This is a genomic window from Comamonas sp. A7-5 (genome assembly GCF_039581385.1).
GTDB lineage: Bacteria > Pseudomonadota > Gammaproteobacteria > Burkholderiales > Burkholderiaceae_C > Comamonas > Comamonas thiooxydans.
Genome location: NZ_JBCPWO010000002.1, coordinates 272612 through 296068, shown reverse-complemented (window position 1 = coordinate 296068; position 23457 = coordinate 272612). Strand labels below are relative to the sequence as shown.

General features: G+C 62.9%; 26 protein-coding genes. 1 reads left to right on the top strand and 25 read right to left on the bottom strand.

The window, feature by feature from the left end; genetic code table 11:
* Positions 1–32 precede the first annotated feature (32 nt).
* The 4 genes from hisB to AAIL67_RS04260 form a co-directional block, all read right to left on the bottom strand.
* Positions 33–656, bottom strand: a complete 624-nt coding sequence (gene hisB / locus AAIL67_RS04275; protein WP_034357473.1) for an imidazoleglycerol-phosphate dehydratase HisB — start codon at positions 654–656, stop codon at positions 33–35.
* Positions 653–1771: a histidinol-phosphate transaminase gene (gene hisC / locus AAIL67_RS04270; RefSeq protein WP_224649815.1), complete on the bottom strand. Its 1119-nt coding sequence runs from the start codon at positions 1769–1771 to the stop codon at positions 653–655. Before hisC ends, hisB begins: the two co-directional genes overlap by 4 nt.
* A gap of 69 nt (positions 1772–1840) precedes the next feature.
* Positions 1841–2281 (bottom strand): PIN domain-containing protein, encoded by a 441-nt coding sequence (locus AAIL67_RS04265; protein WP_003058641.1) that lies wholly within the window; start codon positions 2279–2281, stop codon positions 1841–1843.
* A complete protein-coding gene (locus tag AAIL67_RS04260; protein WP_343483459.1) occupies positions 2278–2550 on the bottom strand; it encodes a hypothetical protein in 273 nt (90 codons plus the stop codon). Before AAIL67_RS04260 ends, AAIL67_RS04265 begins: the two co-directional genes overlap by 4 nt.
* A gap of 156 nt (positions 2551–2706) precedes the next feature.
* On the opposite strand from AAIL67_RS04260, the gene AAIL67_RS04255 reads away from it, so the two are divergent.
* Entirely contained in the window at positions 2707–4272 is a 1566-nt protein-coding gene (locus AAIL67_RS04255) for a serine hydrolase (protein ID WP_343483458.1), read from the top strand.
* 36 nt (positions 4273–4308) lie between these two features.
* On the opposite strand, the gene AAIL67_RS04250 is transcribed toward AAIL67_RS04255, so the two are convergent.
* The 21 genes from AAIL67_RS04250 to AAIL67_RS04150 all read right to left on the bottom strand — a co-directional run bounded on the left by AAIL67_RS04250 (position 4309) and on the right by AAIL67_RS04150 (position 23444).
* Positions 4309–5241, bottom strand: a complete 933-nt coding sequence (locus AAIL67_RS04250; RefSeq protein WP_343483457.1) for a hypothetical protein — start codon at positions 5239–5241, stop codon at positions 4309–4311.
* 98 nt (positions 5242–5339) lie between these two features.
* Positions 5340–6656 carry a histidinol dehydrogenase gene (hisD, locus tag AAIL67_RS04245; RefSeq protein WP_343483456.1) on the bottom strand — a complete coding sequence of 439 codons (1317 nt, stop codon included), beginning with the start codon at positions 6654–6656 and terminating at the stop codon, positions 5340–5342.
* A 21-nt stretch (positions 6657–6677) separates the two neighbouring features.
* Entirely contained in the window at positions 6678–7340 is a 663-nt protein-coding gene (gene hisG / locus AAIL67_RS04240) for an ATP phosphoribosyltransferase (protein ID WP_003062096.1), read from the bottom strand.
* Positions 7337–8608, bottom strand: a complete 1272-nt coding sequence (gene murA / locus AAIL67_RS04235) for a UDP-N-acetylglucosamine 1-carboxyvinyltransferase (RefSeq protein ID WP_034357460.1) — start codon at positions 8606–8608, stop codon at positions 7337–7339. Before murA ends, hisG begins: the two co-directional genes overlap by 4 nt.
* 92 nt (positions 8609–8700) lie before the next feature.
* Positions 8701–8943, bottom strand: a complete 243-nt coding sequence (locus tag AAIL67_RS04230; RefSeq protein WP_003062090.1) for a BolA family protein — start codon at positions 8941–8943, stop codon at positions 8701–8703.
* 72 nt (positions 8944–9015) lie between these two features.
* Entirely contained in the window at positions 9016–9771 is a 756-nt protein-coding gene (locus tag AAIL67_RS04225) for an ABC transporter permease (RefSeq protein WP_003058656.1), read from the bottom strand.
* A complete protein-coding gene (locus AAIL67_RS04220; RefSeq protein ID WP_034348309.1) occupies positions 9768–10703 on the bottom strand; it encodes an ABC transporter ATP-binding protein in 936 nt (311 codons plus the stop codon). The genes AAIL67_RS04225 and AAIL67_RS04220 overlap by 4 nt, the downstream gene beginning before the upstream one ends.
* 74 nt (positions 10704–10777) lie before the next feature.
* A complete protein-coding gene (locus AAIL67_RS04215; protein ID WP_034357458.1) occupies positions 10778–11104 on the bottom strand; it encodes an STAS domain-containing protein in 327 nt (108 codons plus the stop codon).
* A gap of 19 nt (positions 11105–11123) precedes the next feature.
* Positions 11124–11756: an ABC transporter substrate-binding protein gene (locus AAIL67_RS04210; protein ID WP_034381574.1), complete on the bottom strand. Its 633-nt coding sequence runs from the start codon at positions 11754–11756 to the stop codon at positions 11124–11126.
* A gap of 80 nt (positions 11757–11836) precedes the next feature.
* Positions 11837–12634 (bottom strand): VacJ family lipoprotein, encoded by a 798-nt coding sequence (locus tag AAIL67_RS04205; RefSeq protein WP_059439803.1) that lies wholly within the window; start codon positions 12632–12634, stop codon positions 11837–11839.
* A complete protein-coding gene (gene mlaD / locus AAIL67_RS04200; RefSeq protein WP_034357454.1) occupies positions 12631–13131 on the bottom strand; it encodes an outer membrane lipid asymmetry maintenance protein MlaD in 501 nt (166 codons plus the stop codon). The genes AAIL67_RS04205 and mlaD overlap by 4 nt, the downstream gene beginning before the upstream one ends.
* A 29-nt stretch (positions 13132–13160) precedes the next feature.
* Positions 13161–13937: a lipid asymmetry maintenance ABC transporter permease subunit MlaE gene (gene mlaE / locus AAIL67_RS04195; RefSeq protein WP_003062071.1), complete on the bottom strand. Its 777-nt coding sequence runs from the start codon at positions 13935–13937 to the stop codon at positions 13161–13163.
* Complete coding sequence (locus AAIL67_RS04190) at positions 13934–14746, bottom strand: ABC transporter ATP-binding protein (RefSeq protein WP_034357452.1); 813 nt, start codon at positions 14744–14746, stop codon at positions 13934–13936. Before AAIL67_RS04190 ends, mlaE begins: the two co-directional genes overlap by 4 nt.
* Positions 14747–14967: 221 nt before the next feature.
* Complete coding sequence (locus tag AAIL67_RS04185; RefSeq protein ID WP_003074094.1) at positions 14968–15720, bottom strand: amino acid ABC transporter ATP-binding protein; 753 nt, start codon at positions 15718–15720, stop codon at positions 14968–14970.
* Positions 15721–15724: 4 nt separating this feature from the next.
* On the bottom strand, positions 15725–16378 hold the full coding sequence (locus AAIL67_RS04180; RefSeq protein ID WP_003058677.1) for an amino acid ABC transporter permease: 654 nt from the start codon (positions 16376–16378) through the stop codon (positions 15725–15727).
* Between the two features lie 143 nt (positions 16379–16521).
* A complete protein-coding gene (locus tag AAIL67_RS04175) occupies positions 16522–17331 on the bottom strand; it encodes an amino acid ABC transporter substrate-binding protein (protein WP_003074097.1) in 810 nt (269 codons plus the stop codon).
* Positions 17332–17573: 242 nt separating this feature from the next.
* Entirely contained in the window at positions 17574–18947 is a 1374-nt protein-coding gene (gene pelG / locus AAIL67_RS04170) for an exopolysaccharide Pel transporter PelG (protein WP_034357448.1), read from the bottom strand.
* Positions 18947–20494, bottom strand: coding sequence for a GT4 family glycosyltransferase PelF (gene pelF, locus AAIL67_RS04165; RefSeq protein WP_054074469.1), 1548 nt, complete (start codon positions 20492–20494; stop codon positions 18947–18949). Before pelF ends, pelG begins: the two co-directional genes overlap by 1 nt.
* A complete protein-coding gene (locus AAIL67_RS04160; RefSeq protein WP_343483455.1) occupies positions 20491–21510 on the bottom strand; it encodes a hypothetical protein in 1020 nt (339 codons plus the stop codon). Before AAIL67_RS04160 ends, pelF begins: the two co-directional genes overlap by 4 nt.
* Positions 21503–22870, bottom strand: a complete 1368-nt coding sequence (locus tag AAIL67_RS04155; RefSeq protein WP_034409114.1) for a PelD GGDEF domain-containing protein — start codon at positions 22868–22870, stop codon at positions 21503–21505. The genes AAIL67_RS04160 and AAIL67_RS04155 overlap by 8 nt, the downstream gene beginning before the upstream one ends.
* 22 nt (positions 22871–22892) lie before the next feature.
* Positions 22893–23444, bottom strand: a complete 552-nt coding sequence (locus tag AAIL67_RS04150) for a hypothetical protein (protein WP_012837057.1) — start codon at positions 23442–23444, stop codon at positions 22893–22895.
* Positions 23445–23457: the final 13 nt, after the last annotated feature.

Below are 23457 nucleotides of genomic sequence, written 5' to 3'. Positions count from 1 at the left end.
GTGCAGTTTAAACAGGCGCAAGACGCTCCTGATTACAGAGCACCCTTGGTCGAGGGAATCACGCCGGCCATGCGCTCATCATGCTCCAGTGCAAAGCGCAGGGCGCGCGCAAAGGCCTTGAAGATGGTTTCGCACTGGTGGTGGGCGTTGAAGCCCTTCAGGTTGTCAATGTGCAGGGTCACGCCGGCGTGGTTGACAAAGCCCTGGAAGAATTCGAAGACCAGTTGCGTATCGAGCTGGCCGATGCTGCCGGCCGTGAACTTCACATCCATGTGCAGACCGGGACGGCCCGAGAAGTCGATGACGACGCGGCTCAGGGCTTCGTCCAGCGGCACATAGGCATGACCGTAGCGGCGAATGCCTTTCTTGTCGCCGATGGCCTTGGCGAAGGCCTGGCCCAGGGTGATGCCGATGTCTTCGACCGTGTGGTGGCCATCGATGTGCAGATCGCCCGCGCATTCGATGTCCATGTCGATCAGACCGTGGCGCGCGATCTGGTCCAGCATGTGGTCGAGAAAGCCGATACCGGAGTTCAGGCTGGCCTTGCCCGTGCCGTCGAGGTTGACGCGCACGGCGACGCGGGTCTCGGCCGTGTTGCGCTGCACTTCGGCAATGCGCGGCAGGTTCTGGGCGATGGAGGGGACGATATTGCTCATAGGCTTTCTTTCAGTGCCGCCAGCATCTGGGCGTTTTCTTCGCGGGTACCCACGGTCAGGCGCAGGCAGTTGTGCAGCAAGGGGTGCATGGCCGATACGTTCTTGACCAGCACGCCGCGCTGCTTCATCTCGATCTGGGCCTTGCCGGCGTCGCGCACGCGCAGCAGCACCATATTGGCTTCGGAAGGCCAGACTTTCTGCACACCATCCAGCGCGATCAGCGCATCGATCAGCGGCTGGCGCTCGGCGCGGATGGCGGTGGCCTGCTCGGCATACAGGGACTCGTGCTGCAGCGCAAAAATCGCCGTTTCGCAGTTGAGCACGCTGATGTTGTAGGGCGGGCGCACCTTGTCGATCTCGTTGACGATGGCCGAAGGGCCGATCAGATAGCCCAGACGTGCACCGGCCAGACCGAACTTGGACAGCGTGCGCATCAGCAGCACATGGGCGTTGCGCGCGGGGTCGGCTTTCATGCGGGTGATCCAGCTGCGGCTGGCGAAGGGCTGGTAGGCCTCGTCCATCACGACCAGACCGCCAACCTCGGCCACGGCGTCGATCACGGCCTGAACCTTGTCCTCGGCCCACAGCGTGGCGGTGGGATTGTTGGGATAGGCGATATAGGTGATGGCAGGCTGGTGCTCGGCGATGGCGGCCTGCATAGCCGGCACGTCCAGGTCAAAGTCGCTCGTCAGATTCACGCCCACGAAATCCAGGCCCTGCAACTTGGCAGACAGCGGATACATCACAAAGCCCGGCATGGGCGCCAGCATCTTGGCGCGGGCATTGTTGCAGGGCTGGGCCGTGGCCAGCGCCAGCAGGGTGATGATCTCGTCCGAGCCATTGCCCAACAGCACCGATGTGCCAGCCGGAGCACCGGCGTAGTCGGCTAGCATCTGCTTGAGCACTTCCTGGCGCTCGCCGGGGTAGCGGTTGATTTCCAGACCGCCCAGATGCTCGCCCAACTTTTTCTGCAGCTCGGGCGGCAGACGGTAGGGGTTCTCCATCGTGTCCATCTTGAGCAGGCCTTGCGCGGGCTGCACATGGTAGCCCTGCATGGCGCGTACATCGGCGCGAATGCGTTGCAGGGCTTTGGTCTGGATGTCTTGAGCAGTCATGGGTTCACTCCTTCACACAAGGCTTGCGTTGGCCAATGCAGTCGATACCGATCGCTGCAATTCTGGCGCTCAAGCCTCAAGATTCTGCGTGGCGGCTTGCTCCAGCGGGTGCACCACGGTTACGCCGCCAAACTCCGCCCCATGGGGCAGATGCAGGCTCAGCATCTGGTTGCAGCCGCTGTGCTGGGCGCAGGCCACGGCCAGGCAGTCGCCAAAGTCCAGCGCATGGCGGGCCTGCACGGCCCAGGCCGTCTCTAGCGTGGCGGCGTCGGTCTTCCAGGGCGTCCAGGTCTGGTAGCGGCGGATGGCGGCGCGGGCATCGCCCTGAGGCAGGGGCAAGGCGGCCGTGGTCGCCTGGTCATAGAACTCCACCAGCGCCTGGTTGCTGGTGCGGCCGCTGCGGCTGCGCCACAGCAGATCCAGCCATTCCAGCGTGGCCGCATACAGCGCACCACCGGCCGCATCTTCAGCGGCGATCAGCACCGAGGTGTCGACAAACACGGGGTTCACTTGACCACCTCGGTTTCGGCATTGCTTTGAACTGCAGCACGCTTGCTGCCGGCACTGCGCGCCAGGGATTTTGCCGACTGGCCGGCAGCTTGCCAGGTGCGCTCATCCGTGCGCCAGGCCAGGTAGGCACGCTCGTAGGCATCCTCGCGCTGCATCATTTCGGCCATGAAGTCACCCAGCATGCGCGACACACTGCTGCCACGCCTGGCCGCTTCAATGCGCGCCCAGTCAAGCACGCTGTCTTCGACGGTGATGGTGACGTTCTTCATGCCTCGCATAGTACACGAATTTCGTGCAACACGAAATTCGTGTGAAATTTCAAATTGCCAGAATGGCCTGCAGGAATCCATACTGCGGAGCAAAAAGCAGTTCGCCAGAAACTTGCCCCTCTGCAAGCGCAGACCCACCAACCGGGAGGAGAAATCATGAGCCAGCCATCCAAGACCGCATGGACCAGACGCCAGATGCTCGATCGCACCGTCCGCGCCGGAGCCGGCCTGGGCATCGCGGCCGGCTCCGGGCTGGCTTTGGCGGGCTGCGGCGGAGACGATGGGCCGGCAAAAGGTCTGAGCGCCGCGGAGGCAGCCCGGCGGCTGCCCGAGCTGGCTGCAACGCTGCGCCGTGTCAGCGGTGTTCCGGGTATGGCCTGGGCCGTGGTCCAGGGCGCGCAAACGCTTGCCGCCCAAGGCCTGGGGCTTTGCGAGACCGGCGGCAGTGCGGCCGTGAATGCCGACACCGTGTTCCAGCTGGCCTCGGTGTCCAAGTCCCTGGCCGCCACCGTGGTGGCGCGCCAGGTCGGCCAGGGACGGGTCTCCTGGGACAGCCGCATGCAGGACTTGCTGCCCTGGTTTGCACTGCGCAATCCGGGCAGCAGCGCGGTGCTGACCGTGGGCGATCTGTTTGCCCACCGCAGCGGCCTGCCCGACCATGCGGGCGACAAGCTCGAGGAGCTGGGCAACGGCCAGCAGGTGGTGCTGGAGCGGCTGCGCCTGCTGCCCGTCAAGCCGCTGCGCAGCGAATACGCCTACACCAATGCCGGCCTGACTGCCGCCGCCGTGGGCGTCGCCGGCGCGGCCAACACGGACTGGGCGAGTCTGTCACGCCAGAGCCTGTATGCGCCTCTGGGCATGACGCGAACCACATCGGTCTATGCCGAATTCATGCAGCAGGCCAACCGTGCCAGCCCCCATGTACGCGCCGATGACGGCAGCTGGCAGCGCGGCACGCCGCGCAATGCCGACCCCCAGTCCCCGGCCGGCGGCGCCAGCTCCAGCGTCAACGACATGGCGCGCTGGCTGTCTCTGCTGCTGGCGCAGGGGCGCTGGCAGGGACAGCAACTGGTCGCCCCTGCAGCCCTGCAAGCCGCCTGGCAGGCCCAGGCGCCAGGAGGGCACTACGGCTTCGGCTTCAATGTCGCAGCGACCGATGGCGGGCTGAATTTCCTCAGCCATTCGGGCGCCTTCATGCTGGGTGCGGCCACCTGCTTCATGCTCATTCCCTCGCTGGACGCCGCCGTCATCGTGCTCACCAACGGCATTCCCATAGGCGTTCCCGAAACCCTGTGCCGCCAGTTCGTGGACCTGATGGAAACCGGCCGCCTCACGCAGGACTGGTGGTCGCTGTACAGCGAAAAGATCGCTCCGCTGATGGCGCCCACGGGCTCCCTGCTGGGCCAGCAGCCCCCGTCTGCGCCCCAGCCTCCGGGCGCGCTGCAGCGCTATGCGGGAAGCTATGACAACGCCTACCATGGCCCGGTGCAGGTCAGCCTCGTCGACAACCGGCTGCAGCTGAGCATAGGCCCGCAAGCCCAGACCTATGTGCTGCAGCACTGGAGCGGCAGCCAGTTCTGCTTCGTTCCTGGCAACGAAAGCGCAGCTCCGCACAGCATTTCGCTGGCGGTCTTCGAGGCAGGTGACGCAGCGCCGGCCCAAAGCCTCTGGCTGGAGTTCTATGACGACGACGGATTAGGCCAGTTCAGCAGGCGAATCTGACAGGCGCTGCGGCTGCAGGCGGCAGCGCCACAGCCCTCAGCGCCGGTACTGCGGCGGCGGGGCATATCTGCCGTCGGCGGGAAAAGCCGCAGGCTCGGCCGCACCACGGGGCTCTGGCGCAGGCCGAGCGGCATCGCGCCCCTGCAGGCGGACTTCAAACAGGGCCGCTCCGATCACGCCCACGTTGCGCGCATCGCCAGCCAGGGTATTACCGGCATAGGCGCGCTCTTTGCCGGAAAAACGAAAGGCCGCCACTTCACGCTGGCTCTTGCGAAAACCCTCGATGCGCAGGGTCTCGCCGGGGCGCAGCAGATAGCCGGCATTGCGCACGCTGCCGGCCTGGCCGGTGAGCACATCCAGGCCGTCCACCGTGACCACGACCTCATAGTGGCGCTGGCTGCGGTTGCTGTAGACCAGCTCGTAGCGCTCGCCATGACGGCCGGCCAACTGATAGTCCCGAGCTCCGCGCATGGTGTAGATGGGCAGCGGCCGGCCCTGCCCGTCCTGCACAACCCACTCCACATCGCCGTCGGCCAGTTGCACGCTGAGCTGCTGATCAATGCTGCGCCCAAGGGCGCGGCGGATGCTGGCCTCATCGGAGTAGCGCAGCTGTGCCACGGTGCGCGGGCGTTCGGGATCCAGGCGCGCGGCTTCTACGGTCCGGGTGACCGACTCTCGCCCTTCCCCCCATTGCGTGCCCAGTGTGGACTCGACCCTGGGCGTGCGCGGCGCTGCCGATGCACTCTCAGCGACCTGCAAGGCATCCTGCGCCGAAGGCGGTGCACCGCACGCGGCCAGCCCCGCGATCAGCAACAGTCCGCCCAGCAGCCGCCAGCCGCGTTGCTGCCAGGAACTCATGACCTGATTCATCTTCACGCTCCCTTGTTGTGATTGGCTATTAAATGCTGCGCTGCCACGCAGCCCGCCGAGTGTCACAGCAAATCCGCGCATTCCCGCACCATGAAACATCTGGAGATGATTTGCCCCGAAACGGGGGGCATGCCGACCTGCCCGTAAATGAAAAAAGCCGTGGACGGGCCACGGCTGATGGGCAATCACCTGCGGATTTACTTCAGGCGCATTTCGGCAGCCCTGGCATGGCCCTGCAGGCCTTCGCCATAGGCCAGCACAGCGGCGGTCTTGCCCAGGATCTGGGCACCGGACTCGCTGACTTCGATGATGGAGCTGCGCTTCTGGAAGTCGTACACCCCCAGCGGCGAGGAAAAGCGCGCCGTGCCGCTGGTGGGCAACACGTGATTCGGGCCGGCGCAGTAGTCGCCCAGGCTCTCGGAGGTGTAGGCGCCCAGGAAGATGGCGCCGGCGTGCCTGAGCAGAGGCTCCCAGCGGTGCGGGTCGCGGCTGGAGACTTCCAGGTGCTCGGGCGCGATGCGATTGCTGATCGCGCAAGCCTCTTCCATGTCCTTGGTCAGAATCAGTGCACCGCGATCGCTCAGGCTCTTGGCGATGATGGCCTTGCGCGGCATCTCGGGCAGCAGGCGGTCGATCGCGGCCTGGACGGCATCGATATAGGCCGCATCGGGACACAGCAGGATGGACTGTGCCAGCTCGTCATGCTCGGCCTGGCTGAACAGATCCATGGCCACCCAGTCGGGTGGTGTCGTGCCGTCGGCCAGCACCAGGATTTCAGAAGGACCGGCAATCATGTCGATGCCCACGATGCCGAACACGCGCTTCTTGGCGCTGGCCACATAGGCATTGCCTGGGCCGGTGATCTTGTCCACCTTGGGCACGGTGGCCGTGCCGTAGGCCAGGGCTGCCACGGCCTGGGCGCCACCGATGGTGAAGGCGCGGTGCACGCCAGCCACATAGGCAGCAGCCAGCACCAGCGGGTTCTTCTGACCCTGGGGCGTGGGCACGACCATGATGATGTCCTGCACACCGGCTACATGGGCGGGAATGGCGTTCATCAGCACGCTGGACGGATAGGCGGCCTTGCCGCCCGGCACGTAGATGCCCACGCGGTCCAGCGGCGTGACCTTTTGGCCCAGCAGCGTGCCGTCTTCGTCGCGGTAGCTCCAGCTCTCACCATTGGCCTTTTTCTGCGCCTCGTGATAGCTGCGCACGCGGCGCGCCGCCGACTCCAGCGCTTCGCGCTCGGCTGCCGGCAAGCTCTCGAAGGCGGCTTTCAGCTCCTGCTTGGTCAGCTCCAGCGCAGCCATGGAATCGGCCTTCAGCCCGTCAAAGCGTGCCGTGTATTCAAGCACGGCGGCGTCGCCGCGCTGCTGTACATCGGCCAGGATGTCGGCCACCCGCTGCTCGATGGCTGCATCCGTGTCCGCCGACCAATGCAGACGCTGCGCAAAATCATGCTCGAACTGGGCATCAGCGGTTGACAGACGGGCGGGGGCAGCTACGAATTCCATAGTATTTACCAATAGGGAAAATCAGTTGTTCTTGGCGGCAACGGCCTGCGCAAATGCATCGATGATGTGGCGCAGCGGAGCCTGCTTGAGCTTGAGCGAAGCCTGGTTAACGACCAGACGCGAGCTGATGTCCATGATGGGCTCGACCTCGACCAGATCGTTGGCCTTGAGCGTGTTGCCGGTGGACACCAGATCGACGATGGCATCGGCCATGCCGGTCAGCGGCGCCAGCTCCATGGAGCCGTAGAGCTTGACCATGTCCACGTGCACGCCCTTCTTGGCAAAGAAGTTGCGGGCAATCTCGGGGTACTTGGTGGCGATGCGCAGACGCGCGCCCTGCTTGACGGCCAGCTGATAGTCAAAGCCGTTGCGCACGGCCACGCTGACACGACACTTGGCAATCTGCAGGTCCAGCGGCTGGTACAGGCCCTGGCCGCCATGCTCGATCAGCGAGTCCAGGCCCGATACGCCCAGGTCTGCGCCGCCATATTGCACATAGACGGGCACGTCCGAAGCACGCACCAGCACCACGCGCACATCGGGACGGTTGGTGTCGAAAATCAGCTTGCGCGACTTTTCCACATCCTCGGTCACCGCTATGCCCGCGGCGGCCAGCAGGGGCACGGTTTCTTCAAAAATGCGGCCCTTGGACAGGGCTATGGTCACAGGCGTTGCGGTGCTCATGCGGAAATTCTCTCGATATCGGCGCCCAGGGCGCGCAGCTTGTCTTCCATGCGGTCGTAGCCACGATCCAGGTGATAGATGCGATCGACGATGGTCTCGCCCTCGGCCACCAGACCGGCAATCACCAGGCTGGCCGAAGCGCGCAGATCGGTCGCCATCACGGTGGCACCGGACAGGCGCTTGCCGCCTTCGATGGTCGCCACGCGGCCATCGGTGGTGATGCGCGCGCCCAGGCGCACCATCTCGTTGACATGCATGAAGCGGTTCTCGAAGATGGTCTCGGTCACCATGCTAGTGCCTTCGGCCACCAGGTTCAGCGCCATGAACTGGGCCTGCATATCGGTGGGAAAGCCCGGATATTCGGTGGTGCGAAAGCCCTGGGCCTTGAGCTTGCCGGAGGACGCCACCTTCAGGCCGCCATCCACGCACTCCACGCTCACGCCCGCATCCTTGAGCTTGTCGATCACCGCGCCCAGATGGTCGGCACGCGCGTGGTGCAGCAAGGCTTCACCGCTGGTAGCCGCCACGGCGCAGAGGAAGGTGCCGGCCTCGATACGGTCGGCCACCACCTGATGCTCGCAGCCATGCAGCTTGTCCACGCCCTGAATCACGATGTGGCTGGTGCCGTGACCGGTGATCCTGGCCCCCATCTTGATCAGCATCTCGGCCAGGTCGGTGATTTCGGGTTCCATGGCGGCGTTTTCCAGCACCGTCTCGCCTTCGGCCAGCGCAGCGGCCATCAGGAAGTTCTCGGTGCCGGTCACGGTCACCATGTCGGTGGTGATGCGTGCGCCCTTCAGACGCTTCCAGCCTTCGGGCAGGCTGGCATGCATATAGCCGTTTTCCACGGTGATGATGGCACCCATGGCCTGCAGGCCCTTGATGTGCTGATCCACGGGGCGCGAGCCGATCGCGCAGCCGCCGGGCAGCGACACCTTGGCGTGGCCGAAGCGGGCCAGCAGCGGACCCAGGGCCAGCACCGAGGCGCGCATGGTCTTGACCAGCTCGTAAGGCGCTTCGGGCACCAGGCTGTCGGGTGCCACAAAGCTCATGCCGCCACGTTCGCCATGGGTTTCGGTCTGCACACCCATGTTGGCCAGCAGCTTGCGCATGGTGGCCACATCGTGCAGACGCGGCACATTGTGCAGATGCACGGGCTCGGCCGTGAGCAGTGCGGCACACATTTCAGGCAGAGCGGCGTTTTTGGCACCGGAAATGATTACTTCGCCCTTGAGGGGACGACCACCGTGGATCTTGAGTTTGTCCATGGCTTCAAGCCTTGAATGTTTATATGTAAAAAATGCACTCAGCGCTTATGTAGCAAGCACTGACAGCTATCAATCTTGCGTCTCGACTCGCATCAAGCCTGGGCAGCAGCCCATTCTGCCGGGGTGTAGGTCTTCATGGACAGGGCATGGACTTCATCGGTGGCCATGCGGTTGCCCAGCGTGGCATAGACCAGGCGCTGGCGGCCCAGCAGACGCTGGCCTTCAAACTGTGCAGAAACAATGGTGGCAAACCAATGTCGGCCGTCACCTTCCAGCGCAATATGCTCGCAGGGCAGGCCGGCGGCGATCAGGTCTTTGAGTTGGTCTGCAGTCATGGGGAACCTTTAAGCGCAAAGCTGGCGAAACCGGTCATTGTCTCGCAAGCAGCCCCGCGTCAATTCTAAAAATCAGTTACGAATCTTGTAGCCGATACGCAGCAGGTGCACGGCCAGCGCGCTCACAGCCAGCCAGGCAGCGCCCACGATGGCGAAGCTGAGCCAGGGCGAGACATCGCTCTGGCCGAAGAAGCCATAGCGGAAGCCGTCGATCATGTAGAAGAACGGGTTGACATGGCTGACCGCCTGCCAGAAGCCGGGCAGCGAGTGCACGGAATAGAACACGCCGGACAGAAAGGTCAGAGGCATGATCAAAAAGTTCTGGAAAGCTGCCATCTGGTCGAACTTCTCGGCCCAGAGACCGGCGATCAGGCCCAGCGTGCCCATCAGGGCACAGCCCAGAAAGCCGAACACCAGAATCCACAGCGGCGCGGCAAAATCGGGCACGGCAAAGAACAAGGTGACCACAAACACGCCCAAACCGACCAGCAGGCCGCGCAGAATGGCCGCTCCCACATAGGCGCTGAACCAGGCCCAGTGCGACAGCGGCGTGAGCAGCACGAACACCAGCGAGCCCATGATCTTGCTCTGCACCAGGCTGGACGAGCTGTTGGCAAACGCGTTCTGCAGCATGCTCATCATCACCAGGCCGGGAATCAGAAACGCGGTGTAGGGGATGCGGTCGTAGACCATGACCCGGCCTTCGAGCACATGGCCGAAAACCAGCAGATACAGCACGGCCGTGAGCACCGGTGCGGCCACGGTCTGAAAGCTCACCTTCCAGAAGCGCAGCACTTCCTTTTTGAGCAGGGTCTGCCAGCCGTTCATTGGACACCTCCTGCAGGAGCCTGTGTCCTGGAGCCTTCATTCATGATGTGGATGAACACATCTTCCAGATCCGCGCGGCGGATTTCCACATCCTCGGGGGTCACACCCGCCTCGCGCAAGGCGGCCAGCAGTTGCTCCACATCGACTGCATGGGCGGCGGGAATCTGCACGATTCGACCGGTAACACGCGCTCTGTCGGCCACGGCCTTGGGCAGGGCGCTATCGGTCTTGAACTGCAACACATTGCTGGAAGCCGACTTGAGCAGCTCGCTCATGGGCGAGAGCTTGATGATCTCGCCGCGCTTGAGCATGGCCACGCGGCTGCACAACGCCTCGGCTTCTTCGAGATAGTGAGTGGTCAGCAGCACCGTGTGGCCCTGCTTGTTGAGCTTGGCAATGAAATGCCACAGCGTCTGGCGCAGCTCCACGTCCACACCGGCCGTGGGCTCGTCCAGCACGATGATGGGCGGCTTGTGCACCAGGGCCTGAGCCACCAGCACGCGGCGCTTCATGCCGCCCGAGAGCTGGCGCATATTGTTGTGGGCCTTGTCCGTCAGGCCCAGGCTGTCGAGCAACTCGTCGATCCAGTCGTCGTTGTTCTTGACGCCGAAATATCCGGACTGGAACTTCAAGGCCTCGCGCACATTGAAGAAGGGGTCGAACACCAGCTCCTGCGGCACGATGCCCAGCTTGCGGCGTGCATCGGCGTAGTTCGCCTGCACATCGCTGCCCTGCACCAGCACGCGCCCGCCCGTGGCTTGAGCCAGTCCGGCGAGGATGCTGATCATCGTGGTCTTGCCGGCGCCGTTGGGGCCGAGCAGACCGAAGAATTCACCTTCCTCGATATCCAGGCTCACCGATTTGAGGGCCTGAAAATCCCCCTTGGGGGTACGGTAGGTCTTGGAGACGGATTGGAATGAGACTGCGGACATGGAGCCCATGATTCTAGGGCTTGCCCACAGCCTCTGCCTTGGCGGGGCTTAGCCGGACACAGTGATTCGTCAGCCTAGCCCTGCTGAGCGGTGGCGGCCGCATCGGGCACGGGAGCGGGCATCAGCAAGCCGTCCACGCCATACAGCGCGGCCATGGACTGCAGGCCCTTGGGCAGACCCTCGACGACGAGCTGCTTGCCCGCCTCCTGGGCAGCACGCCGGCAGGCCAGCAGCACGGCCAGAGCCGCCGAGTCAAACACCTTGACGGCACTGGCATCCAGCACCACCTGGGCATCCGCATGGCCCGTGACCAGCGGGCGCAGGCGCAGCAGACAGTCGCGCCCCTGACGATAGGTCAGTTCCTTGGGCAGTTGCAGAGGGTTGCTAGCTGAGCGGGCCATGACGTCTGAAGCGCTTTGCTTACTTGTTCGCCGTGGCCGGCATGGAGCTGCGCGAGGCCAAGGTCTTGATCAGGCCGTCAATGCCGTTGGCATTGATTTCCTGCGCAAACTGGTTGCGATAGGTTTCCACCAGCCACACACCGAGCACGTTGAAGTTGTAGAGCTTCCAGCCCGTGGCCTGTTTTTCCAGACGGAAATCCAGTTGCACGGGGTCGCCACGGCCGTTGACCTGGGTACGCACCAGCACGTCGGTGTCGCCGGCTGCCATGCGCACAGGCTTGACGGTAATGGTCTGATCGCCGACCTGGGACAGGGCTCCCGCATAGGTGCGAATCAGCAGGGCCTTGAACTCATCCTGCAGCTTCTGGCGCTGCTCGGGCGTGGCCTGACGCCAGGCCGGACCGACAGCGGCCGATGTCATGCGTCGAAAGTCCACATAGGGCATGACCTTCTCGTTGACCAGTGCATTGATCTTGCTGGAATCGCCGTTGCGCAGCGAGGCATCCTTCTTGATGGTCTCCAGCACATCGGCAGAGACGCGCTTGACCAGTGCATCGGGAGCTTCCTCAGCAGCCTGGGCTGCGGGCAGACCCAGATTCAGAGCGAGCACGGCACCTGCTGCCATGCCCCACATGCGACGAGTAATCTTCATTGCGTTTTTTCTCCTAGGCCCGCAAGTGTCACCGCACTCGCGCAGCCTGTGCATCATGTTTGTAACCAAGCTCTACCGGCTCACTGGCCTTCCGGGGGCAGCTTGCCGGCGTTGTCGTCATCATAGTTTTCGAGGCGACCATCGCCGCCGGACGCCGCGCCGCCAATGCGTGAGCGCAGATAGACATCGCGCACCAGGCTGTATTTGTCGAGCGCAACGGAGTCCAGCACATCGCCGGCCTTGAGCAGATTGGCACGGTTGTTGACCATGCGCAGACCGAACAGGCTGTTGCGCCAGCGCACGTCATCCATGGAGTTGGCAGGATAGCCGAAGGCGTCGACCACCAGGCCGGCCGAATCTCGCACCGTGGACGGCCCCCAGAAAGGCAGCACCAGATACGGCCCCGTGGGCATGCCCCAGCGACCCAGAGTCTGGCCGAAGTCCTGCTTATGGCGCTCGATGCCAGCCTCGCTGGCGATGTCGAACAGACCGCCTATGCCCAGCACCGTGTTCACGCTGAAGCGCACCATGGAGTTGTAAGCCCCCTGACCCTGACCCTGCAGCACATTGTTGACGAAGGACCAAGCATCGCCGAGATTGTCGAAGAAGTTGCTCACGCCCTGACGCGCCACACGCGGCGTCACGGTCTGATAGGCCGTGGCCACGGGCTTGAAGACCGCCTCGTCCACGCCTTCATTGAAGGAATAGATGCTGCGGTTCATGGACTCCAGCGGATCGGCAGGGTTGGCAGGGCCCGTGGTGGTGGCGCAGCCGGACAGCAGTGCGGCTACGGAAACGCTGGCTGCCAGCGCAACGCGCCTGAGCGCCTGGTTCTCGTCTGACGTCAATTTCGTCTGAGGGCTTGTTGTAGTCATCATTCTTTCGCTCCCCCGTTGCCTGCGGCAGCGCCGGAATCACCACCCTGCTCCGCCTTGCTGTAGAGAAACTGACCGATCAGATTCTCGAGCACCACGGCAGACTGGGTGGCCGTCACACGGTCGCCTGCCTTGAGATTCTCTTCGCTGGCGCCCGCTTCAATACCAATGTACTGATCACCCAGCAAGCCGCTTGTCAGAATTTTCAGCGAGCTGTCCTTGGGAAAGGCGTAACGGGTTTCCATGCTCATGGCCACGTCGGCCTGGAAGGTCTGGTCGTTGAAGGTAATGGATTCGATACGGCCCACGACCACGCCGGCGCTCTTGACCGCCGCCTTGGGCTTGAGTCCGCCGATATTGTCAAAACGCGCCGTGATCGCATAGGTCTTCTGGAAATTCAGACTCAGCAGATTGGCCGACTGCAAGGCCAGGAACACCAGGGCCAGAGCACCGATCAGCACAAACAGGCCGACCCAGACATCACTTTTCTTTTGCTGCATGATTTTTTACCTCTATCTGCTGAGCAGCCTCAAATGCTGAACATGGTTGCGGTGAGCAGGAAGTCCAGGCCCAGAACCGCTAGCGAGGCCACGACCACGGTACGGGTGGTGGCACGGGAAACTCCTTCAGGCGTGGGCTTGGCCGCATAGCCTTCGAGCAGGGCCACAAAGGTCACGGCCAGGCCGAAGACAAAGCTCTTGAGCACGCCATTGCCCAGATCGCTCCACCAGTCCACGCCCTGCTGCATCTGGCCCCAGAAAGCACCGCTGTCGACGCCGATCATCACCACGCCCACCAGCCAGCCACCCAGCACACCCACGGCGCTGAAGACCGCAGCCAACAAAGGCATGGTGATCAGCCCGGCCCAGAAGCGCGGCGCCAGAATGCGTTTGACGGGGTCCACCGCCATCATTTCCATGGCTGACAGCTGTTCACCGGCTTTCATCAGGCCGATTTCGGCCGTCAAGGCCGTGCCGGCACGACCCGCGAACAGCAGGGCCGTGACCACAGGCCCCAGCTCGCGCAGCAGGCTCAGGGCCACCATCATGCCCAGCGCCTCGGCCGAGCCATAGCGCTGCAGGATGTAATAGCCCTGCAGACCCAGCACAAAGCCCACAAACAGACCGGAGACGCCGATGATGGCCAGCGAATAATTGCCCAGAAAGTGAATCTGGTCGCCGATCAGGCGCGGGCGCCTGAGCGCCGGCCCCATCAAACCCAGCAGGCGCCACAGCAGGCGTGCGCCAATCCCCATGTTGACCAGCTGGCAGCGCACTGCCAGGCCAATGCGTGCGAGAAAGTTCATGCACGCCTCCTGCTGCCAAAGTCCTCGTCGGCGCTGACGCCCGGATAGTGAAACGGCACAGGCCCCGTGGGTCTGGCATGGATGAATTGCTGCACCAGCGGGTCAGTGCTGGCGCGCACCTCTTCGGGTGTGCCCTGGGCAGCAACGCTTCCGGCTCCCAGAATCACCACATGGTCGGCCACGCGGAAAGTTTCTTCCAGATCGTGGGATACCAGAATCGAAGTCAGGCCCATGGCATCGTTGAGCTGGCGGATTAGCTGCGCCGAGGTACCCAGCGAAATGGGGTCCAGGCCCGCGAAAGGCTCGTCATACATGATGAGTTCGGGGTCCAGCGCAATCGCGCGGGCCAGTGCCACGCGGCGGGCCATGCCGCCCGAGACCTGGGAAGGCATCAGATCGCGCGCACCGCGCAGGCCCACGGCATGCAGCTTCATGAGCACGATATCGCGAATCAGCTCTTCGGGCAGATCGGTGTGCTCGCGCAACGGAAAGGCCACGTTGTCGAACACGCTCATGTCGGTGAACAGTGCACCGAACTGAAACAGCATGCCCATGCGGCGACGCGCGGCGTAGAGCTGCTGCGCATTCATGATGGTCACATCCTGGCCGTCAAACAGAACCTGCCCCTGCTGGGCATGGTTCTGCCCGCCGATCAGACGCAGCACCGTGGTCTTGCCGCCGCCCGATGCGCCCATCAGCGCCGTGACCTTGCCGCGCGGCACTTGCAGGGACAGATCGCGCAGGATGACGCGGTCACCATAGCCAAAGGTGACATTGCGCAGTTCCACAAAGGGTGCGTTGGGTGACATGCGTGAATAGCCGCTCAAGAGAAAGCAAACTGGTATTGTGCCGACAAGCTCGGCAAAAAGCTCGGGTTAGCCCCAAGTAAACATACATTCGTGAATGTTTCTTCAAGGCATGGCTTGGATCGCAGAGTCATCACTCCTTTTTCAGGAGCATTCAGTGCTTGTTGTGCATGCGCAAACTGCCTTTTTTGCGATATGAAATCGCATCGACAGCTGCGACTTATTTACAACATATTCTGCAGAAACGCCTTGGTGCGCTCGTGCTGAGGCGCCACAAAGAATGCTTCGGACGGGCCTTGCTCGACGATGTAGCCGCCGTCCATGAAGATGACGCGGTTGGCCACCTCTCGCGCAAAACCCATCTCGTGGGTCACGACCAGCATGGTCATGTGCTCCTCGGCCAACTCGCGCATGGTGCGCAGCACCTCGCCGGTCAGCTCGGGGTCCAGCGCCGAGGTGGGCTCGTCGAACAGCAGAATGTCGGGCTCCATGGCCAGCGCACGGGCAATCGCCACGCGCTGCTTCTGACCGCCTGAGAGATGATTGGGATAGGCATCGCGCTTGGCGGCCAGCCCCACCTTGGCAAGCAGGGCCTCGGCCTTGGGAATGATGTCTTCGCGCTTCATGCCCTTGACGATGACGGGCGCCTCGATGATGTTTTCCAGCACCGTGAGGTGGGGAAACAGATTGAAGGACTGAAACACCATGCCCATCTTGCGGCCGATCTTGCGGATTTCGGCATCGCTCACGTACTGAGCCCTGGCCTCACCCTCGGAGCGTGCCAGCACCTCGCCTTCGATGCTGATGGTGCCACGGTCAATCGTCTCCAGGTGGTTGAGGCAGCGCAAAAAGGTGCTCTTGCCCGAGCCGGACGGGCCGATCACGGCCACCACCTCGCCGCGCAGCAGCTCCAGAGAGACACCGCGCAGCACTTCGTTGCTGCCAAAGGCCTTGTGGATGCCCTGGGCGGAAATCATCACGTCAGGCGTCGTACTTGGCATATTTTTTCTCAAGATATTGGAAGCCCCAGGTCAGCACCAGGGTCATGATGAGATAGAAGGCCGCAGCCACGATGAAGGGCGTGAAGCTGAAGTCGCGCTGCACCACGCCGCGCGCCACGCGCAGCAGATCGTTGAGTGCCAGCACATAGATCAGCGAGGTGTCCTTGACCAGGGTGATGGTCTCGTTGCTGACGGGCGGCAGGATGCGGGCCCACATCTGGGGCAGCACGATGCGGCGCATGGTCTGGGCATAAGTCATGCCCAGCACCTTGGCTCCCTCGTACTGGCCACGATCCACGGACTTGATGCCGGCGCGGAATATCTCCGCGAAGTAGGCCGCATAGTTCAGCGCAAACGCCACCACGGCGGCGGGAAAGTCGGGCAGGCGCACACCGATGTAGGGCACAAAGGGCAGCGCAAAGTACACGAACAGCAGCTGCAGCATCAGCGGCGTGCCGCGCATCAGCCAGATATAGGCGCCCACGGCGCTGCTCAGCGGCTTGATGCTGGAGATGCGCATCAGCGCCAGCGCCAGGCCCATGGGAATGGACAGCGCCAGCGTGATGAAGAACAGCTTGAGTGTGACAAGGGCACCAGCCGACATGGGCCCCAGGAGCGAGATTACATAGTCCATCAAATGGCCTTCAGTGTGGCGCTGCAGCTATCGAAAGCCCGCCACAGGCACGGGCGTGCGCAGGAGGAAGTGTTTGCACGCATTGTCGTCGCAAAAAAAACCGGCAATGCCAGGCATTGCCGGTGCAGTACGTCAAAAAGGGATTAGTGCTTGATGACGTCGGCGCCGAACCACTTCTGGGCGATTTCAGCAGCCTTGCCGTCCTTCTTCATTTCGGTCAGCACATCGTTGACCTTGTTGCGAGTGGCTTCGTCGTCCTTGCGGAAACCCACGCCGTAGTCTTCGGTACCGAAGTCCTCGGCCAGCACCACGTAGTTGTCGGGCTTCTTGTTGACGTAGTAGCGACCCACCACCTCATCCACCACCACCACATCCAGACGGCCTGCTTCCAGGTCCATCATGGCAGCGATGTTGTCGCCGAAGAGCTTTGTTTCCTTGAACTTGTCCGACAGTTCCTTGTCCTTGGTCAGGGCAGTCACGGCGCTGGAGCCTTCCTGGGCGCCCACGATCTTGCCGACCATGTCAGCCTTGCCCTTGATGGGAGAGCCGGCCTTCACGATGATGATCTGCTTGTTCACCATGTAGGGGTCGGAGAACAGGATCTTTTCCTTGCGCTCTTCCAGAATGGTCAGGCCGTTCCACAGAGCGTCCACGCGCTTGCCCAGCAGCTCGGCTTCCTTGGCATTCCAGTCGATGGGCTTGAACTGCACTTCGATATTGGCGCGCTTGGCCACTTCACGGGCCATGTCGATATCGAAACCGACCAGCTCGTTCTTTTCGTCACGGAAACCCATGGGCGGGAAGTTGTCGTCCAGGCCCACCACCAGCTTGGCGGCAACCGCAGCAGGAGCGGGCGCAGGAGCTGCAGCGGTGTTGCTTGCGGGCTCGTTCTTGCCGCAGGCAGCCAAAATTGCAGTCAGGGCCACCGAGGCCAGCAGGGTACGTTTTTTCATGGCGTCAAAATTTGAAGTGGAAAAAGCGGAGGCAGGGGCTTTGTCTCCCGTCCGGGGCCACCGCAGCCGCTCCGAAGCCGGGCTGCCGCCAGCGCCGAATCCGCTATTGTCGCGCAGACGGGACAGAACGTCACTCGCCGGTCGCAAAACCATGAACTTGTTCGGAACATGGATCGTGCCTTTCAGCCATTGCACCCGGGCGAACTCGGGGCTGCAGCTGCCGAGACCTGCAGCCGGCCCGGTTACTGCAGCATAAAAGTCTTGTATTCCAGCCGGTCCAATTCGCGCGTCAACAGAAACAGACCTGTACACAGGGTTGCCAGCATTGCCAGGCAGAAACCATAGCCGTAGAAAGCCGCCCCCAGCGCCAGCGAGATGCCAGTAAAGACGATGTTCAGCACCACCATCAGTGCACAGAGCAAAAGCACGATGCGCCGCTCGTCGAGATAGAAAAACACATTGAGCACAGCCATCACACCCACCTGAAGACCGGCACCGACCACCTGCACATGCAGCAGCGGCAGGTATAACTGCGATATGCCCAGCAAATGCAGCACGGCCGGACCGGCGACAAAGGTCACGAGAACCGCCAGCGTCTGCACTTTGGCGATCTCGCCCAGGCCCGTCTGTATCGCATACACCATCTCGTTGCGCATGGACTGTATGTAGTTCAGGGAGCCGCCGCCGCGCACCGCATCGAAGAACTTGTCGTAGTACTCGACGAAATCGGTTTCTATGCGCACCAGGAACACTGCCATGCCAGGAATGATGGACAGATAGGACAGGAAAACTGGCAGGTCGTAGATCAGCGAGGCCCTGAGCCCGCCGATGATCTGCTGCGAGGTTGGCGGGAAATACCAGAACATGAACTTGTCGGCCCAGATACCCAGGTTGTAGAGCAAGCCGACCGCAATCAGTACCGGAAAGATCAGCGAGCGCTGCATGAAATCGAAGCCGATCCAGCGCCTTTTGATCGGGAAAGCGCGCAGCACGATGGCCCACATGCCAGCCACCAGCACGATATTGCCGAACACGAAGCTGCTCAGCAGCCCTTCCAGTCCCCAGCGACGCAGAGGCAGCGACAGCAAGACAATAAGCGCATAGCTGACCCCGAACAGCGCGGAGATGGCCTTGTAATGCTTGAGGCCGGACAGCAGAACGGTCAGCATCCAGACCACGCACATCAGCGTGAAGCCGGCCAGCATCAGCATCCGGTACAGCAGGCTCTGGCCTGGCAGCACCACGAAAAGGGCCAGCGTCCCCAGGCCGCTGGCGGCTGCCACGATCAGCAACAGCAAGCCGTGCAGATTGGGCAATACGGTTTCATCCTGCTTGAGAAACAGCCGATCCGAAATAAAGCGCGTGAACATCAGCTGCGCCGCACCGGTCAGTATCAAGCTGCAGGCCACCAGATAGGTCACCGAGGTCTGAAACTGGGTCACCAGCAGCGGCGGCGCCACGACGCTGAGGCTGAACACCCCTACCAGCAAAATGCCGATGATGGAGAACACCCAGGGACCCGAGCCGATCACGCCCGCATAGGCATAGGCTTGGAGCAGGCTGGTCAGCGTGTTTTTGCGCAGCAGGTGGCGCAGTTCAAAGCCAATGCCGGCCATCAGTGATATTCCTTGGAATGTTGCATGGCCCGGTCATAGACCTGCCGGTAGCGGTCGAACAGCAACTGATCGGAGTAGTAGCGCTCAACGCGTGCAATCCCGGCAGCACTGGCTTCCTGCCAGGCCTCGGGCGATTTCAGCAACTCCAGCGCCGCATCGGCCAGATCCGCAGGGTTGGCGATACCGACCACGCGACCACAAGCGCCCAATGCACGGTCCTCGGGCTCCAGCCCTTCTATGAGCTGACGGCAGGAGCCCACATCGGTGCTGACCACGGGAACGCCTGCCGCCTGCGCCTCCAGCAGCACCAGAGGCAAGGCCTCGCTGATGGACGAGAGCACCACCAGCCCGACACGCGGCAACAACTCGTCGATCTTCTGCATGCCCAGAAAGTGCACCTGCGCCTGCAGGCCCAGACTGTCCACAAGATTGCGGCATTCCTCTACATAGGCCGGGTCCTCGGACATGGGGCCGGCGATCAGAGCCTGAGCCTCGGGCAGGTGATTGACCACGCGGCGCATGGCGCGGATGAAGGTCTTGATGTCCTTGATCGGCACCACGCGGCCTATGAGGCACAGCACGGGTGGTGTCACGGCAGGCCGCAGGGCACGCAGCGGCGCAAAGCGTTTCACGCTAATGCCATTGGGAATGTTGCTGGTGCGCGCTGGAACGGCGCCGTCGGCCACCTGACGCAGACGGTTGGCCTCGAACAACGCGATGATGGGATCGGCTGCCTCATAGCAAAAACGCCCCATCCACTCGAAGAACTGGATCCACATCTGACGGAAGAAGGAGACTTCCATGGGGTCGCGCTGGAAGACATTGCGGTTATCGCGTATCCACTGGCTCTGGAGCAGGTCGATCTGCCGCTCCTTGGTATAGATGCCATGTTCGGACAGAACCAGCGGCAGCCCGCGCAGATGGTGCAGCATGCCGCCCAGGAAGCCCGCATAACCTGTGGAGACCGTATGCAGCACACGTACCGGAATCAGCTCCCGGGCAATGCGCGCCAGCAGCCACAGCGGCTGCAGCATGATGCGCACCGTCCAGAAGAAGTCGACAAAGGACGGATCGGTGCAATGGCGCCGGTAGCTGTCCTGTATCAGCTCCCACATATATTCACTGTGCAGAAAATCTTCCTGCGGCAAGCTGCCGCCCGGCAGCAGCTCCATGGCAACGGCGCGCATGGCGGCCAGCACCTCCGCCCTGCCTGCCGGGCTCTCATCCCGTCGCTCGAGTGCCTGCAGCAATTGCTGCAGCTTGGACATGACCTCGGGGTCGCCCCGGCGCGGTGTGGGCCGCAGTTTTCCCGACGCATGACCATAGAGGAAATGCTCCTCGAAATGCACCACATTGGGCGGCAGCTCATAGCGGAAATCGCCATAGTCCTCGCGCCGGCTGCCGATAAAGACGATGGCAAAGCTATGCTGCGGGTAGGCTTGAAGGATCTGGTGAACCCAGCTCGACACGCCGCCGCTGACATAGGGGAAAGTGCCCTCGAGCAGCAGGGCGATATCGGCCCGCGCAGCCTTGGGAAGAGAACTCATGAGGCACTCCAGTACTGGATGCATGGGCGCAGACGGGGCATGACCTGCTGATCCTCAAGTCTGCGCATCAGCTCCTGCACCTTTGCGAACTGACGCTGCTTGAACAGCAGCTCGGCTTGATAGGGAATGACGCGGGGCGCCGGCAGACCCAGCTCCAGTGCCCTCTGATAGCAGGACTGGGCACCTTCGTCGTCGGCCAGCAGATGCAGCAATCGCCCCTTGCGCAGCTGCAGCAGGGCGGTATCCGGGTGCTGAGACAGCACCCGGTTGCAGTAATGCAACGACTGCTTGATGGCATGGTCACGTACATCACCCTGCGCCGAGCCCTGGTAAATCAGCTCCCAGTACAGATCAGAAAGCGCCCAGGCTGCTCTCAGACCGCGGGGGCCGATTGTCTCTCCTTCGACCGTACGCGCGCGCTCCAGGGCCTGCAGCTCCTGGTGTATGGACTGGCTCAACTGGCGCTCCTGGGCATCCAGCATGCTGTAGGCCAGCAAACGCAGATCATCGCTGGAGTCGCTTAGCGCCATGCGCAGCATGGGCGAGGCAATACGCCCCGAGACATGACCCAGGGCAGCCAGGGAACGCATGCGCAAGGGCACGGGAACCGCCTGATTGGCCAGAAAAGACTGCAAGCCCGCCTGCCTCCGGCTGCCGCTCGCCTGCTGGTGCGGGTCGAACTCAGGCAGCGGCAGCGATGAAAATTCCCTGCGCGCCGTCAAGCCGCGCCGTCGGAGTAACGCCACAGTCGCAATCACCGAACCGACAAAGCCCACCACCGGCACGGCATAGGAGAGCAAGGCCATCAGCGCGACCAGCGGCAGACGCTGGCGCCTGGCACCTGCCGCCAGCATCAGGAACGGAGACAGGCACAGCGCCAGCAGCACGCTGGCCAGCGCATGCGCTGCCAGATAGCTGAGCAATGCCGCATCGGAGTGGTTGTGCAGCAGCCACAGGCTGCTCCAGGAGGCAATCTCCGCCAGCACAGCGGACAGTGCCAGCTTGACATTAATCATGGGCCATCCTGTCAATCTGCTCCAGCACGCTCAGGGCCGAGCAGCGATCCAGCAAGACAGTGCGGGGAAAAATACCGGCCGCTCCCAGGGAGTCCATGCCGCGCTGACCCAGCCAGCCTTCGATACGATTCAGATAGCCCTCGGCCGTGGCCCCGGTGCCAAGCGGCATGAGGATGGCCAGCCACTGCCTGTTCCGACCTTCGATCAGCCAGGAGCGATCCAACATGCGCTCCAGGCGCATCAGCTGCTGAGCCATCTGGCTTTGCACCGCCTGCGGTGAAAGCTCTAGCGCCACGACCACGCTGCACAGGCCGGCGCTGCGGTTCACATGCTCCATGCGCTGCAGCTCGGACGCGAACGGCCGCGGGCACAGGGGATAGGCCTGCAGCAGCGGCTGGGCCAGACGATTGGCAGCCACGCTGTCCGTGTAATAGCCGAGCAGCAGATTGATGGTCTGCAGCGTCTCCTCCTGCAGAGCAAAAAAGGGCATTTCTTCCACCAGCAGCAGACCATAGATCTCCCCCCCCAGATCCAGCATCGGAGCCACGACCAGATAGCGGGTCTGTTGCGCATCCCTCAGGCCCTGGGAGACATGGGTCAGCATGCGGGCTTCCAGCGCCTGGCGCAGCAGCGGATCCTCGGGCCGGACCTCATGGGCACCGCCCAGCTGGGCAATCGGCTGGGGCTCGATCCTGTCGTCGCGCACAGCCACCAGGCAGGCCGCACTGATCTGGCAGAACTGTGCCAGCTGATTGAGCAGGCTTTGCGCATCGCCAGGAGCGCCGCTGAGCGCACTAAGCCCGCTGAGTGCATCGCGCATCGACACCGGGCGGCCGATCAGTTCCTGCTCCAGCTGGTCATGTGACAGACGCAGCAGATAGTGCTGACGTATGAGCTGTTCGGTGCGCTGATCCATATAGTGCTGCGCGGTACGCTCGCGCCGTATGCGGGCACGCCAGAGACTAGAAATCTCGCCCACGATCATCACCACCATCAAGCCACCCAGAAAGTACTGCTCGGGAAAGCGGCTCAAGTCCTCGCGGTTGAAACCCAGCCAGCCCAGCAACAGCACACCGGCCGCCGACAATCCCCCGATGGGCCCATAGCGCAAGGCCACGATCATGGGCGCAAGCCAGGACCAGGGAAACTCGGCACGCACCCAGAGCGGGTCGTTGCGGCTAAAAACATAACCTATCAGCAATGCCAGCAGTGGCAGCAGCAAGGTCTCGGCCGCCACCACTCCGGGGCGCTCGCTGGTTTGCACCAGCAACCCTAGTGGCGAGCTTCTGAATTCCGCAGCAATGCCCATGCGGCGCGCGGAATCGGGCGTGGCGGCAGGTGTCGTGGCGTGATCTTGCATGACTGGAAATCCTGCTCAATGCTTACCGGGCGCCGGCCAGGCCCGTTCCCAGCAGTTTGCGGATCAGCTTCTGCCCGACAGCCGACAAAGCCTCGCGGCTCCATCCGCTTTGACCGCCAGCACCGCTCCAGACCGTGGCACCGCTGTCCACATCGACGATCTCCAGGGCCACGCCGACGGCTGGCTCACCGTCCACGCCGACCTTGTAGCGCCACTCGTCAACCGCCCCCAGCAAGGCATAGCGCACGCCCTCACTGCGTGCCCAGGCCAGCGCATCTTCGCGCCGCTTGGCATCGCGGCCATCGAACAGCGTCTCCTGCTGCGCCTCGCCTGTATAGCGCTTGACGGCACCTATGCCGCGGCTGCTCAACAAGGCCGTGGCAATGCTTTCGGCCCGGCTGCCTGCCATGGGCGTTTCCGTATGGTTCTCGAACGGCAGCACCGCCCAGTTGGCGTTCCTCTCCAGGGCCGGGGACTTGCCCTGGTCCAGCGTGGAACAAGCACCGAGCAGCCCCAGCAGGGCTGCGCCCGTGAGCATGCGGATGCGGGAGGAGAGAACAGTACGGTGAGTCATGGGAGAGCTCCTT

Bases quoted from the DNA above. Each gene is read 5' to 3' on its own strand.
- hisB (WP_034357473.1), bottom strand. From the start codon at position 656: ATGAGCAATATCGTCCCCTCCATCGCCCAGAACCTGCCGCGCATTGCC.
- hisC (WP_224649815.1), bottom strand. From the start codon at position 1,771: ATGACTGCTCAAGACATCCAGACCAAAGCCCTGCAACGCATTCGCGCC.
- AAIL67_RS04260 (WP_343483459.1), bottom strand. From the start codon at position 2,550: ATGAAGAACGTCACCATCACCGTCGAAGACAGCGTGCTTGACTGGGCG.
- AAIL67_RS04255 (WP_343483458.1), top strand. From the start codon at position 2,707: ATGAGCCAGCCATCCAAGACCGCATGGACCAGACGCCAGATGCTCGAT.
- AAIL67_RS04250 (WP_343483457.1), bottom strand. From the start codon at position 5,241: ATGTTTCATGGTGCGGGAATGCGCGGATTTGCTGTGACACTCGGCGGG.
- hisD (WP_343483456.1), bottom strand. From the start codon at position 6,656: ATGGAATTCGTAGCTGCCCCCGCCCGTCTGTCAACCGCTGATGCCCAG.
- hisG (WP_003062096.1), bottom strand. From the start codon at position 7,340: ATGAGCACCGCAACGCCTGTGACCATAGCCCTGTCCAAGGGCCGCATT.
- murA (WP_034357460.1), bottom strand. From the start codon at position 8,608: ATGGACAAACTCAAGATCCACGGTGGTCGTCCCCTCAAGGGCGAAGTA.
- AAIL67_RS04230 (WP_003062090.1), bottom strand. From the start codon at position 8,943: ATGACTGCAGACCAACTCAAAGACCTGATCGCCGCCGGCCTGCCCTGC.
- AAIL67_RS04225 (WP_003058656.1), bottom strand. From the start codon at position 9,771: ATGAACGGCTGGCAGACCCTGCTCAAAAAGGAAGTGCTGCGCTTCTGG.
- AAIL67_RS04220 (WP_034348309.1), bottom strand. From the start codon at position 10,703: ATGTCCGCAGTCTCATTCCAATCCGTCTCCAAGACCTACCGTACCCCC.
- AAIL67_RS04215 (WP_034357458.1), bottom strand. From the start codon at position 11,104: ATGGCCCGCTCAGCTAGCAACCCTCTGCAACTGCCCAAGGAACTGACC.
- AAIL67_RS04210 (WP_034381574.1), bottom strand. From the start codon at position 11,756: ATGAAGATTACTCGTCGCATGTGGGGCATGGCAGCAGGTGCCGTGCTC.
- AAIL67_RS04205 (WP_059439803.1), bottom strand. From the start codon at position 12,634: ATGATGACTACAACAAGCCCTCAGACGAAATTGACGTCAGACGAGAAC.
- mlaD (WP_034357454.1), bottom strand. From the start codon at position 13,131: ATGCAGCAAAAGAAAAGTGATGTCTGGGTCGGCCTGTTTGTGCTGATC.
- mlaE (WP_003062071.1), bottom strand. From the start codon at position 13,937: ATGAACTTTCTCGCACGCATTGGCCTGGCAGTGCGCTGCCAGCTGGTC.
- AAIL67_RS04190 (WP_034357452.1), bottom strand. From the start codon at position 14,746: ATGTCACCCAACGCACCCTTTGTGGAACTGCGCAATGTCACCTTTGGC.
- AAIL67_RS04185 (WP_003074094.1), bottom strand. From the start codon at position 15,720: ATGATTTCCGCCCAGGGCATCCACAAGGCCTTTGGCAGCAACGAAGTG.
- AAIL67_RS04180 (WP_003058677.1), bottom strand. From the start codon at position 16,378: ATGGACTATGTAATCTCGCTCCTGGGGCCCATGTCGGCTGGTGCCCTT.
- AAIL67_RS04175 (WP_003074097.1), bottom strand. From the start codon at position 17,331: ATGAAAAAACGTACCCTGCTGGCCTCGGTGGCCCTGACTGCAATTTTG.
- pelG (WP_034357448.1), bottom strand. From the start codon at position 18,947: ATGGCCGGCATTGGCTTTGAACTGCGCCACCTGCTGCGCAAAAACACG.
- pelF (WP_054074469.1), bottom strand. From the start codon at position 20,494: ATGAGTTCTCTTCCCAAGGCTGCGCGGGCCGATATCGCCCTGCTGCTC.
- AAIL67_RS04160 (WP_343483455.1), bottom strand. From the start codon at position 21,510: ATGATTAATGTCAAGCTGGCACTGTCCGCTGTGCTGGCGGAGATTGCC.
- AAIL67_RS04155 (WP_034409114.1), bottom strand. From the start codon at position 22,870: ATGCAAGATCACGCCACGACACCTGCCGCCACGCCCGATTCCGCGCGC.
- AAIL67_RS04150 (WP_012837057.1), bottom strand. From the start codon at position 23,444: ATGACTCACCGTACTGTTCTCTCCTCCCGCATCCGCATGCTCACGGGC.